The sequence below is a fragment of the Aeromonas sp. 601027 genome (assembly GCF_049174455.1).
Classification (GTDB): domain Bacteria; phylum Pseudomonadota; class Gammaproteobacteria; order Enterobacterales; family Aeromonadaceae; genus Aeromonas; species Aeromonas veronii_A.
In genome coordinates this window covers 25,774-38,229 of sequence record NZ_JAAKTN010000009.1, presented here as the reverse complement: position 1 = coordinate 38,229, position 12,456 = coordinate 25,774, and the positions used below count along the sequence as shown (strand labels likewise).

Genomic DNA, 12,456 nt, shown 5'->3' with positions numbered 1-12,456 from the left:
CAGCGCCTCTCCCTTCACTATACCGCCCGGACCGGGGTCACTGGCGATAAAGGGAAAAATTAACTGGCCGTGGCGCTGCCATCACCCCGCTTTTGACGCGCGGCGAGCCGTAAAGTTCGCTCTAGGATCTGGGAATAGATCGGTCGGCCACCCAGCCACTGGGCAACCAGAGTCGCACCGACTGTGGTGATCATCATCGGCAGGATCAGCTGATAGTTGTCGGTCATCTCGGTGACCAGCACGATGCCCGTGATGGGAGCACGCACTGTGGCAGCAAACAGCGCCCCCATTCCGGCGATGGCAAAGGCGCCGGGCTCGATGCCAAGCTCCGGAAACGCCGCATGAAACAGATGGCCGAACACCACGCCAAACAGAGTGCCCAACGCCAGGGTCGGCGCAAACACCCCGCCCGGGGCACCGGAACAGAAGCAGATGAGGGTCGCGACCAGCCGCACCGAGAAGATGAGGAACAGGCTCGCCATCGCATACTCATCCCCCATCAGATGGGGAATAAGCTCGGTGCCGCCCCCCGTCACCGAGGGGGCAAACAGCGACAGCACCCCAAAGGTCCCGGCGACCAGCATGCCGATGGCCACGAAACGGTGGCGCTTGTTCTGATGCAACGCCAGATAGCCATCCTGACAGGCCAGCACCAACTTGTTGAAGACAAAACCGAGCACCCCGAAAGTGGCCCCCATAAAGAGGAACAGCCAGAGCGCCTTGAGGGCTGGCGCATCGTAGTGGGGCAAGGTGATCACCGCTCCCTGCCCTTTCATGTTCTGCAACATCAAGGTCGCCATGATGGCGGAGATCCCCACCGCCTTGATGGCCAGAAAGGAGTTGCGGAATTGCGGTCGCATCTCCTCCATCACGAACAGGATGCCCGCCAGCGGCGCATTGAAGGCAGCAGCCAGACCGCCCGCCGCACCGGCGGCCAACAGGGCATGGCCATGTTCCTTGGGCAGCCGGAAGATATCCGCCACCATCTTGCCGAGGTTGCCGCCGATCTGTACCGAAGGTCCCTCCCGCCCCAGCACCATACCGGAGCTCAGGGTGCAGATGCCACCGAAGAACTTGACCGGCAACACCCGCCACCACCGCACCGGGCGCAGATCATCCATCGCCCCCTCGATCTCGGGAATGCCGGAACCGCCCGCTTCCGGGGCAAAGGTATGAGTGAGGAAGTAGCCGACAAATCCCAGCAAGGCGCTGAAGCCAAAGCCGAGCAGACCGAGCTGCCACCAGGGACGGTCGGCCAGCAAGGCAATGCGTTGCTCTGCCAGCCAGTGGACTCCCGATTCGAACAGGCCGCACACCAGTCCGGCCAGGGTGCCGACCAGCGCCGCCAGCAACAGAACCAGCAAGGGCATCTTGTCTTGCCGGATAATGCGGGAAAGCGGCCCCCGCGCAGAGGTATCGGCTTCAGAGGAGAGAGCTTGTTGCGCCATCTTGTTACACCAACTTGGAAAAACCATATCGTCAGCTAGCTGAGATCAGGATCACCCGGCGCGTTGCTCGGCTGCCCAGGGCTGGGGCTTTCTGCTATAGTCGGCCCGTTAAATTTTTGTCACGGGAGCAGACCGAGAGTCCGGGTGGCGAGAGCGCAAAGCATACTCCTGATGCTCCGACCTGCCGAGTCTCAATCGGCTGCAATCCCTTGTGTGACGACCAAAATCCCATTAAGGATGATCCATGTCAAAATCAGATCAGCTGTTTGAACAGGCCCGCCAGACCATTCCGGGTGGCGTCAACTCACCGGTACGCGCCTTCAATGGGGTCGGCGGCACGCCCCGCTTCATCGATCACGCCGATGGCGCCTACCTCTATGATGTGGATGGTCAGGCCTATGTGGATTACATCGGCTCCTGGGGCCCCATGCTGCTGGGTCACAACCACCCCGCCATCAAAGCCGCCGTCATCAAGGCCGTTGAGAAGGGGCTGAGCTACGGTGCGCCGACCGAGATCGAAGTGCTGATGGCCGAGAAAGTCCGCCAGATCGTCCCCTCCATGGAGCAGGTTCGGATGGTCAACTCCGGCACCGAAGCCACCATGAGCGCCATCCGTCTGGCCCGCGGCTACACCGGCCGCGACAAGATCGTCAAATTCGAGGGCTGCTACCACGGCCACGCCGACTCCCTGCTGGTCAAGGCCGGTTCCGGCGCCCTGACCCTGGGTCAACCGAACAGCCCGGGCGTTCCGGCCGATTTCGCCAAGCACACCCTGACCTGCGTCTTCAACGATCTGGATTCGGTGCGTGAAGCCTTCACCCAGTACGGCAGCGAAATTGCCTGTATCATCGTCGAGCCGGTCGCAGGCAACATGAACTGCATCCCGCCGGTCCCCGGCTTCCTGGAAGGGCTGCGCGCCATCTGTGACGAGTTCGGTGCCCTGCTGATCCTGGACGAGGTGATGACCGGCTTCCGCGTCTCCCTGCGCGGTGCCCAGGGCCACTACAACATCGAGCCCGACCTCACCACCCTCGGCAAGATCATCGGTGCCGGCATGCCTGTGGGCGCCTTCGGCGGCAAGAAGAAGGTGATGCAATACATTGCACCGACCGGCCCTGTCTATCAGGCGGGTACTCTCTCCGGCAACCCGGTGGCCATGGCGGCCGGTCTGACCATGCTGGATCTGCTGCTGGAGCCGGGTCTCTATGAGCAACTGAGCGCCAAGACGGCTCGTGTTGCCGAGGGACTGAAAGCGGCCGCAGCCAAGCACGGCATCCCGCTCGCCATCAACTATGTGGGCGGCATGTTCGGCTTCTTCTTCACCGACGAGCCCGAAATCACCCGCTACGAGCAGGTCACCCGCTGCGACATGGAACGCTTCAAGCGCTTCTACCATCTCATGCTGGAAGAGGGTGTCTATCTGGCGCCGAGCGCCTACGAGGCGGGCTTCCTGTCTCTGGCTCACGGCGACAAGGAGATCGAACATACCCTGGCTGCCGCCGAGCGCAGCTTCGCCAAGCTGGCTGGCTAAATCGCCGCAGGTTGTCGCAGAAGGGCCCGTCATGGGCCCTTATCTATTGCTGTGCAGCGATCACCAGACAGGGCATCGATGCGCCCAGTTCTGGTGCATTCCCCCTCGTCATCCGTCGTTTTGTCATCCTCTGGTGCAACTTGCCCTGCCATCCCTGTCATAAAGTAGGCCCACTATTTGCACATTCACCACAAGAGCCCACGTCACCGAGGTCCATATGGCAGAGATGAGCCCCATCGATGTGCTGCGGCGCTATCAGGAGTATCAGGAGGAGTTGACCCCGCTACTGCAGGGGCTGCTCAGCGCCCCCCTTGTCTCGCTCAAGGGGTATCCCTTTGTCGTCAGCATTGACCATTATCAGGGGCCGATGTGCATCCAGCCTGCGGCACCGGCCGCCCATAACCGGTTGCACCTTATCGTGCAGGGGCAAGGACGGGAGATCACCGTCTGTCTGAATCAGCTGATTGGCTGGTTGATGGGAGACAGGGAGCGCCGCCGCGCCATGCCCTGGTTCAAGGCGGTCTATGTGGTGCTCAGCATGGCGCTGTTTCTCATCGTCGCGACGCTCATCTGGCACGGGCTGGAGCAGCTCTACCAGCTATTGTGCGGCGAGCAGCAGAACCAGCTCGGCGCCTTTAGCGCCATCATCTTCCTGACGCTGGCACTGGCGGTGTTCGATCTGGGCAAGACCATTCTGGAAGAGGAGGTACTGCTGCATAAGGATATCTTCCGCCACAGCGCCATTCGTCGCACCATCACCCGCTTTATCGCCGCCATCCTGATCGCGGTCTCCATCGAGGGACTGTTGCTGCTGTTCAAAGGCTCGCTCGGCCAGAGCGAGCTGCTCTGGCCTGCGGTCGGAGTGATGGGGTGCGCGGTGGGTTTGCTGCTGGCGCTGGGCCTCTATGTCTTTCTGGGGGCCAAGGCCGAAGCGGCACTGGTACAGGCTAGCCTGCGCTCTCCACCGTCAGCTGCACAGGGGAGCGACGCGCCGCCCGCCAGGAGGCGTACATGGTCCAGGAGGTATAGATGACGATAAAGGCAACCAGCCACTTCAGCATCTCCATATCCATGGATTTGACCAGCATGGCTGCCAGCACCACACCGATGGGACCGAAGATGGCTACCGCCAGCACCGCCTTGGCATCAAACGCCCCTTTGCGGATAAAGGTGCCTGCGGAGAAAACGCTAAGCACGGCGGTGGAGCCCATCATGATGGGAAACGCCGCCAGCGGATTCATCCCCAGCAGATAAACCAGCGTCATGCAGGGAGCAAACAGGCCGATACCGACATTCATCAGCACTCCGAAGATGAAGTTGCCGAGCAGGGCGATCGCCAACTTGTAGCCGCTGAGCCCCATCGCATCGCCGCCTACAGGGAAAAGACCCAGCAGACCGGCAAAGATAAGCCCTGCGACGACCAGCAAGGAGATGGCCATCACCAACCGGATGGTCTGCCGATCAAACGAGGCCACATGACGAGCGCCCCAGGCTGCGCCAGCTGCGGCGGCCATCATCATGCTGATCAGCGTCAGCGGCTCCACTGCGACTGCGCCGACGAAGATCAGCGACTGAGTCACGGTCGGCAGCACGCACTGCCCATTTAGGGTACCCGGCAGCACCCGATCATCGATCAGCTTGAACTGCTTGTAACAGGCGGTCTTTACCGCAAAGCTGCCCACCCCCAGGGTATCGAGAAAGTTGGCAACCCCACCGATCAACGCCACCGGCCAGAAGGGGGTCGCCTCAAAGGATCCACTCTGCTTCTTCCGCCAGCAGGCTTGCACCAGCATAAAGATGAATACGAGGCCTCCAGCTATAAAAACCAGCCGTAAAATATCAACTAACATAGGGGTTTCTCCTGCAACGGGCGGCGATTCTAAGGCAAGCAGCAGAAAAAATCTTGACCGGAATTAAGCAATGCTCATGACACACCTCTGCGAGGCGAAATATTTATCAATCGACTCCGAACGACTCTGCTAATACTTGTTACTGAGGCCAACAGGCCGGGTCCTGAGCACGTTGTTATGGTCCTTTCGCGACGACCACTTGTGCCAAAGGACATAATAAAAAAGAGGGCCGGTAGTGATACCGACCCTCTTTCTGTATCTGGCCGGGGCGCTGGGCCCTCGACCATGACAACCGCTTATTGAATGCTCTTGCCGGCACGCACGTCCTTGATAAATCCCTTCAGGCTGGCCAGATCACGGGGGGCACCGCGCAGGATCTGATCACCGATGATGAAGGCCGGGGTTCCGGAGATACCGAGCGCTTCAGCCAGCGCACGGTTGGTACCGAGGTTCTGGTCAATGCTGCCATCCTTGATCTTGGCCTCCACCTTGCTCCAGTCCACACCGGCCGCCACAGCCAACTGCTTGACCTGTGCTTCATCAGCGAGCGGGCCCTGATGGGTATAGAGCTTCTCGTGGAACGCCTGGTACTTGTCAGGCTGACCCAGCTGGACCGCCAGCGCAGCACGGGCTGCGAAGTAGGAGGACTCGCTCAGAATGGGGAACTGCTTGTAGATGTAACGGATATCTTTATCTTCCGCCATCAGCTGCTTGACCAGCGGATGGGCACGCTTGCAGTAACCGCAGTTGTAATCGAAAAACTCCACAATGGTCAGAGATGCCTTCGGATTCCCCATCTCGGGATCCTGATTGGCATAAAGCTGCTTGGAGTGAGCCTTGATCAGCGCCTTGTCACTCTCGGCCTGCTGGCTCTCCTGCTTGGCACGCAGGGCATTGGACATCTCAACCAGGATCTCGGGATTCTTGACCAGATAGTCGCGAACGATTTGCTCGACATCGCTTTTGGTCAGCTCGCTTGCATGTACCGGCGTCGCCAGCAGGGTCACGCCAGCCAGCGCGCAAAACAGGGCATTTTTAATAGTCATAACGTTATCTTGCAGAGGATATGATAGAGGCCACTATAGTGGTTGAGTCTGTTTTCAAGTCAAGTTATCTGGCCAAAAAAGCGCTTGATGCGCCCTGACTGCCACTTTTTCATGTCATTTCGCGCAATTAACCAGCAATCAAACCGGACGGGGATTTACAAGCCGGATCAGCATGGTAATATTCGCCGCACTGCTGCGGAGGGGTGGCAGAGCGGCTGAATGCACCGGTCTTGAAAACCGGCGATGGGCGACCATCCGTGGGTTCAAATCCCACCTCCTCCGCCATCTATGTAGCCCAACTGATTGATTCGGTTGGGCTTTTTTGTATCTGAGATTTTTGGTATGCCAGTGAGTATGCCATTAGGTGTTGGCTGTCCTACCCCTTGATAGCACTCCTTTGGACAGTTCATTGCCACGCCTCCCTCAAGTTACCCAAAACAAGAGAGGGCCATTGGCCCTCTCTTGTTATCTATTTTGTTGGTCAGTGCAAACAGCACTGCTTGTACTTCTTGCCGCTGCCACAGGGGCACGGCTCGTTACGGCCAATCTTGATGGGTGCCACCACTGGTTGAGAACGTGCCGGGCGTTCACTTCGTTGCGCCAGAAAGTGGGCATGAAGGATACGAGCAGCAAAGCGGGCCTTGGTGGCTTGCTCTTGCAGATGTTCATTGCTGAGCGCTTCCAGCGATGTAGGCATCTTCTCCAGCGGTTCACTGATCATCGCCAGTGCAGCAGCTTCCGGAGCCGGTAGCGTTGGCCATGGTGCCAATTCAATCGCCCCCAGGTAACCACCACACCAGTCGTGGATCAGCGGAAGCCACTCACCGTGTCGTTCAAACTCCGGTGCCACCGGGAAATAGTCTTCTGCCGCATAGGTCAGCGTGGTCGCAATGTCGTTGCTGTGGCGCATCACTAGGTCGATAAAGCGTTCCAGTTCGACTTCGCTTTGCCACTCGGGTTGATCCTGCTCACCACCCCAGATTGCGTGGAGCCAGGTGCTCGGCATGATGAGGTGGGGACCAGAGACCACCGCTGTCAAAAAGCCATCGAGCATCGACATAGAGGCAATGCTGTTTTCACTGCCGTAGCGCTCCAGCAGCGCTTCCAGCTCATCGAATTCTTCATCACTCAAAATTTCAATCGGTTGCATGATTTGATTATCCGGATGGTTACTTGCTGAATCTGTGAAATTCAGATGTAGATTTCTGTATTCTTATTCATCTGGTACAACAGTCCACACCCGTTTGAGAGGTAATTGAGCTTTTAGTTCGTCGTCCAATTTTTCATAGACCGAAAACAACTGCTCTAATAGTTCATCTTGAGACCAAAGACGCAGCCGGAAGAAGCAGTTGGCCATATCCTTTTGTACATGCTGTTTGAAACCACCCCATGCTACAAATAAGCCATGGTTTGCGTTGAACTTAGACATAGCGCCTAAAAGCTTGTCGACGGTTGGTCTGTCGATAGTACCGACCCCGGATTTAACCTCAGCGCAGATTGTCTGGTTACCAAAACCCAGCATCCCGTTTGTTGCAAGTATGTCCGCTCCCCCATCAGCACCTGCCGGGCTCTGCCACACGGTATAACCTTGTGCTTTCAGAATTGCCGCAACTAAGCGGGTAAGCTCATGTCCTTTAAATCGTGATTCAATGAGGCGCACTACTTGCTGTTTTGCTAGGTCGGCTAGATTGTATTCACCCTGTTCTTCATCAGATGCAACATCGTTGGTTAATTGGGGGGTTGTAGTTGCCTGCATTAAAGAGCTGGTTGTTTCTGGCTGCCAGTCTTGTTTAGCCATCGCTTGAAGACGAGACAATGCATGGTTGCGATGAATTCGGCATATGGTCATGAATGCCCCAAAGCTATAGAGCAAATCCTGACCGAAATGAGACCTCGGTATTTCTTGGCCGAACCATTCAACGGACCGCCAATGATAATAGGGGGCAGGGCCTACTGGTTCGTGGACGTAATTACTCGTTATACGGCCAACATAAATCACCGGTTGCCGCTTGGAAGGAAGCACAACCCAATCACCTATTTCCATAACCTTGGCAAAAGGCCAAATCTGACTGCAATGGTTTATCAGGCGTTTTGCCTTCTCGTCTGGATAGGTTCGTTCCAGTAGCGCGAGCAACTCCGTACGGTCTTCTAGCTGTGATAAGTTAGCTGTAAGATCGCCCCAGTTAAGATAGATTCGTCCTTCTTCCAAAAATTTCTGCTCAAACTCACCATGAGAACCCGCTCTTGTTAGCCACAATTCCATGTCATTGCTCTCGATTGTTAATTACGACAATAGATAATGCGCCTTAATAAGGCGCATTATCTTTTCAGTTATCAATCTTCCTATTCAGCTGAGCAACAACGTCAGCACCATTGTGGTCTGCTGTTGCCATCAAGAAAAGGCATTGGCCATCACTGGTTTTTTCCCATTGTGCTCCAACTGCTGCTTTCTCCCGACTATCCGCGTTATCTTGCAGGTGTTGACCCTTGTATTCGACAACTAGCAAACGACCATCCGTCAATTCACACACAAAATCAGGATAGAAATAGCCACCAGCAACAGGCAGTTTGAAAGAGAGTCGAGGCTCTTTTTCTACGTTGCGAACCCAATGTTTTACCTTGGGATGCTCATCGATTGCACGTGCACACAAGAACTCTTCAGCCCATTTACCAGCAGAGGTTTTTTCCCGCAGGTCATGTATTAGAGCACTACCGTAATAGTGCTTTTGGAAGCGGTATGTGCCCTTGTAGTAAGGTGGGCGCCCAGCATAGTACTGCGGCTTGAAGTTAAAAAAGAACTCCATGCCATCGTCAACTTTGGCCGCTTCCATGTTGCACAACTCTTGCTGAAAGCCTTTTTCACCAGCTCGTTTGCGGCGAGCAAGAATGTCTCGTTGCAATGCATCGGCGAGTTGAAATTTGCCACGTATTAACGCTGTCAGTGTGATTTTGCGGGTATGGGTGAGGTAGGCCAGCATCTGGGTCAAATAGGCCTGCATATCGCGCTGGAACACGTTGGGTTGACGCAACTGGCTATCAAGCCATCCAATCAAGTCCTGTTCCGTATTGGCTGACTGGATGCCGTTTAGATTCATTTGTGTGGCCGAAACAAAGCTTGATGACAGCCGACCACGCTCCATATCCAATGCCCAGGATTTTGCCTGCTCATTAACCGCAAAATAAGGCAGTTCGATCGCTTCATTCAGCAAATTAAAGTTACTGAACTCTTCAAACAACTCGGCATCAGCAAGGGAAGCAAAACCGTTATCACGCCAGCAAAGTAGCGGCAGTTGACGGAATAAAACACCTCGAGCACTTGGGCTGGTCTGGGCGTCATGGCGGGCCTTTTCCTGCTCCATTCGCTGCTGCACCATCGCCTGATGCTTTTTGGGCACACCAGTTAGAATGAAATCCTCAACCTCTTGCGTCATCTCCCCATGGATCAATACAGTCGATCCGCTTTGAGTAGGGCGAATTTCGATCTTGTCCTGTAGCTCTGCCGGTACGGGAGTTTGCGGCATCACTGGCAACGGCACACTCATGGACGGCTGGCTGGGGGCGGCCCCACCAGTGCCATCGCTTTCATCGTTGAAAAGGTTGTTGTTCCCCGCTGGCTGTGACTGGAGTGCCAAAGCAGCATCCATCGGATCAAAGCCCATGTTATTGACCAGATTATCCTGGATGCTGTGCAGCGCCTCACCAAAGCTGCGTGCAGTGATGTGTGCATAGGCCTGATTGAGTTCGGGGTGCTTGCGAGCTTTGGCATATGGCATCCGCAATACTCGCCCGAGCAACTGCTCTACATCTTTAGCGCTGCGCGACTCTTGCATACTGCACAGGATATAAGCGAAGGAGCAGTCCCAACCCTCTTTGAGAGCTTCAACTGTAATGACGTAACGAACCGGACATGCGGGATCAAAAAGGTTCACACCATCCAGCTCTTTCTGTGTGCCGGTTGCAATAGCGATCTGCTCTTTGGGGATCTTCTCTACGGTCTCTAAATGTTGGGCCAATACTTCGACCGTTACACTTTTACCCTTTGGTTCTGCCTGGAATAACACGATAGGACGCAGATATTCCGGCTCCTTCTGGGCAAGGGTTTCCAGCTGACGTTGCCTCAAGATGGCATCACGGGCAGCATCCTGCCAACCAGTCACATGTTCGACCAGCATGATCGGGAGTTTGATCATCTCCTCATTTTTCAGCTCTTGGGCACTAACGTGATAGAGCACGTTTGAGCCTTTAACCGGAGTCGCGGTCAACTCAACGATGGCGCAGGGGTTAAAGCGCTTCAGCGTTTCAAAACTGTTTTGAGTGCGGCTATTGTGTGCCTCATCAACGATGATTACCGGCTTGTGCAAGTGCAGCCAGTTTGCCAACGAGGCTTTGACGCGACCAAGATCTGCCGTAGTGAGAAAAGGCTGAGCAAAGAGGTCTGCTTCTGTGACCACTTCTAGCCCCGGCATCAGTGTGCTTGTGACGTCGGTAAAATGGTGTATCAGTGATTCGTCAAAGGAGTAGACGTTGCGCTGTGTGGTATCGGCCACACGAAATGCCTGAATAGTTGCCACCACAATGATCGCATTGGTGCCAACCTCATGAGGCCCGACAGTAGCAAGGCTCTCTAATGTGCAGACCCGAACCTTATCGTTAAAACGCTGGTCAAGTGACTGGCGGTAGGGATGCTGTTTGTTCATCAGGGCCTTGAGGGTCTGCTCACGAATAGCATCAGAGGGCACGAGCCAGAGGGCTACGGGCGCTTCATTAAAGGTGTAATGGCGTGACACGTCGCCAATGACATGGGCTGCCAGCAGGGTCTTGCCGCCCCCAGTTGGCAACCGCAGGCAGACACAAGGCACATCTCCAAATGCCTTGTCCTGATAGGGCAATGTCGGTTCACCTCGAGCGATAAACTCCTGCTGGAACGGCTGCTCTCGCCACACCTTGTGCAGGTCAGCCTGATTTGCCAGTTGGCCAAAGAAATGACGTAAGGAGTTGAGAGCGCGTTCTTGATAATGCTTAAGCGAAAAAGTCACGGGATACCTCGTTAGCGCAAGACGACATCATAGGGGATCTGTTTGAAGGTCACATTGGCCTGAGCCAGGCGCTCTTCACCGATCCGGATCGACTCGCCATAAATCACTTTAGGGCCATCATGGGGGTACTCAGCTTGCAGCCAGGCCAGTATGGGGCGAGTGAGCACATTCCCTCCTTGTGGACGACGGTCACCCAAAATACCGTTGTAAAGGAGGTAGTAAGCGATGCCGTTGTGCACGCCAAGCAATGGTGAGTCCATGGTCTGGCTGCTGCCCACGCCAGTTTCCATATGCCAGATATAGGCCGCCAGCGGTTCAAATTTGATGTCAGGACGAATTTGGCCATTGGCTTGAAATACCGGCTCGGGATGCAGGGTATAGAAACCAAAGCCACCGCCACCTTGCCACTCAACGCTTTGGGATATCCCTCCCTGTTCGCCTTCAATCACTTTTTGCAGGCGTGGAATACAGTGGGTCGTGGCATGCTCGCCAATTTCGATACCGATATAGCGACGCCCCATTTTGTGGGCAACGGCTGTAGTAGTACCTGAGCCTAAAAATGAGTCCAGCACCAAGTCACCAACATTTGTGCCAAGCAACAAGACTCGCTTGAGTAGCGCCTCTGGTTTGGGCGTGCTGAAAGAGGATTCATCCGGGAAAAGGGACCTCATCTCATTTTTTGATGTTCTGTTGCTACCCACATCATCTCGCTTCCAGAGTGTTCGAGGTACAAGATCAGAAACCTCCGACAAGTACCTCTTTATACTGGGTCTCGCGTCCCCTTTAGGTCCCCACCAAATTCTATTGTCTAGGTCTAATTCATTTAACTTGTCCTCTGAAATACGCCAATATCTACCAGGTGGTGGTGAAAATACCCTCCCAGTCGGGCCGGTCACTGAATACAAGCCTTTAGAATATGGTTTGTTTGCATAAGGGTCGCCAGGCAGCCACGGGCCCCGTGGATCATTGTCCGGGTTTGTGTAAATAGAATTAGACTCGACAGTTCTTGGAAGTCGATTGGGTTGCCAGTCGGTATTTTTTGAATATACGAGTACGTGATCATGATCAGATGAGAATTGACGTGCTGAATTTCTTGGTGAGTCGGCTTTCTCCCACACAGCATTTGTGACAAAGCAATTTCTTCCAAAAATCTCATCCATCATAACTTTCATGTAATGGGCTTCATTATCATCCAACGTAACCCAGATACTGCCATCATCAGTCAGCAAATCCCGTAATAGCACCAGACGTGGATACATCATAGAGAGCCACTGGCTATGTTCCAGCTTGTCATCATAGTGCTCAAAGGCTGATTGGGTATTGTAAGGCGGGTCGATGAAGATGCACTTGACGCGACCAGCATAGAGGGGCATCAACGCGCGCAGAGCCAACAGGTTATCGCCCTGGATCACCAAATTCTCTGATGGGGTGCCAAATTCGGCTTCTTTTTGCAGCAGGTGGTACGGCACTTGGGTGCTGATTGCCCTGGCCTGATTCTTATTTACCCAATCCAAAAATGGCATGTCGGTATCTTGCTCTCTAATG

At 55.0% G+C, this 12,456-nt stretch carries 9 protein-coding genes and 1 tRNA gene; 3 read left to right on the top strand and 7 right to left on the bottom strand.

The window, feature by feature from the left end; genetic code table 11:
• Window positions 1-59 precede the first annotated feature (59 nt).
• Window positions 60-1,448, bottom strand: coding sequence for a H(+)/Cl(-) exchange transporter ClcA (gene clcA / locus G5193_RS12730; RefSeq protein ID WP_421206140.1), 1,389 nt, complete (start codon window positions 1,446-1,448; stop codon window positions 60-62).
• 244 nt (window positions 1,449-1,692) lie between these two features.
• On the opposite strand from clcA, the gene hemL reads away from it, so the two are divergent.
• Both hemL and G5193_RS12720 read left to right on the top strand, forming a co-directional pair.
• Window positions 1,693-2,979: a glutamate-1-semialdehyde 2,1-aminomutase gene (gene hemL, locus G5193_RS12725; RefSeq protein ID WP_139410053.1), complete on the top strand. Its 1,287-nt coding sequence runs from the start codon at window positions 1,693-1,695 to the stop codon at window positions 2,977-2,979.
• Window positions 2,980-3,196: 217 nt separating this feature from the next.
• Window positions 3,197-4,012, top strand: coding sequence for a hypothetical protein (locus G5193_RS12720; protein ID WP_216956498.1), 816 nt, complete (start codon window positions 3,197-3,199; stop codon window positions 4,010-4,012).
• On the opposite strand, the gene G5193_RS12715 is transcribed toward G5193_RS12720, so the two are convergent.
• Both G5193_RS12715 and G5193_RS12710 read right to left on the bottom strand, forming a co-directional pair.
• Window positions 3,927-4,829 carry a sulfite exporter TauE/SafE family protein gene (locus G5193_RS12715; protein WP_064338862.1) on the bottom strand — a complete coding sequence of 301 codons (903 nt, stop codon included), beginning with the start codon at window positions 4,827-4,829 and terminating at the stop codon, window positions 3,927-3,929. The two genes, G5193_RS12720 and G5193_RS12715, sit on opposite strands and share 86 nt — an antisense overlap.
• A gap of 296 nt (window positions 4,830-5,125) precedes the next feature.
• A complete protein-coding gene (locus G5193_RS12710; protein ID WP_042084194.1) occupies window positions 5,126-5,875 on the bottom strand; it encodes a DsbA family protein in 750 nt (249 codons plus the stop codon).
• 197 nt (window positions 5,876-6,072) lie between these two features.
• On the opposite strand from G5193_RS12710, the gene G5193_RS12705 reads away from it, so the two are divergent.
• Window positions 6,073-6,160, top strand: a tRNA-Ser gene (locus G5193_RS12705).
• Between the two features lie 196 nt (window positions 6,161-6,356).
• On the opposite strand, the gene G5193_RS12700 is transcribed toward G5193_RS12705, so the two are convergent.
• From G5193_RS12700 to G5193_RS12685, 4 genes are all read right to left on the bottom strand, one after another.
• A complete protein-coding gene (locus G5193_RS12700; protein WP_421206139.1) occupies window positions 6,357-7,025 on the bottom strand; it encodes a UPF0149 family protein in 669 nt (222 codons plus the stop codon).
• A gap of 63 nt (window positions 7,026-7,088) precedes the next feature.
• Window positions 7,089-8,138, bottom strand: a complete 1,050-nt coding sequence (locus tag G5193_RS12695) for a restriction endonuclease (protein ID WP_421206138.1) — start codon at window positions 8,136-8,138, stop codon at window positions 7,089-7,091.
• Window positions 8,139-8,202: 64 nt separating this feature from the next.
• The gene (locus tag G5193_RS12690; RefSeq protein WP_421206137.1) at window positions 8,203-10,911 is read right to left on the bottom strand and encodes a DEAD/DEAH box helicase; all 2,709 of its coding nucleotides are present in this window, start codon (window positions 10,909-10,911) and stop codon (window positions 8,203-8,205) included.
• A gap of 11 nt (window positions 10,912-10,922) precedes the next feature.
• Window positions 10,923-12,434, bottom strand: coding sequence for a site-specific DNA-methyltransferase (locus tag G5193_RS12685; protein ID WP_421206136.1), 1,512 nt, complete (start codon window positions 12,432-12,434; stop codon window positions 10,923-10,925).
• Window positions 12,435-12,456: the final 22 nt, after the last annotated feature.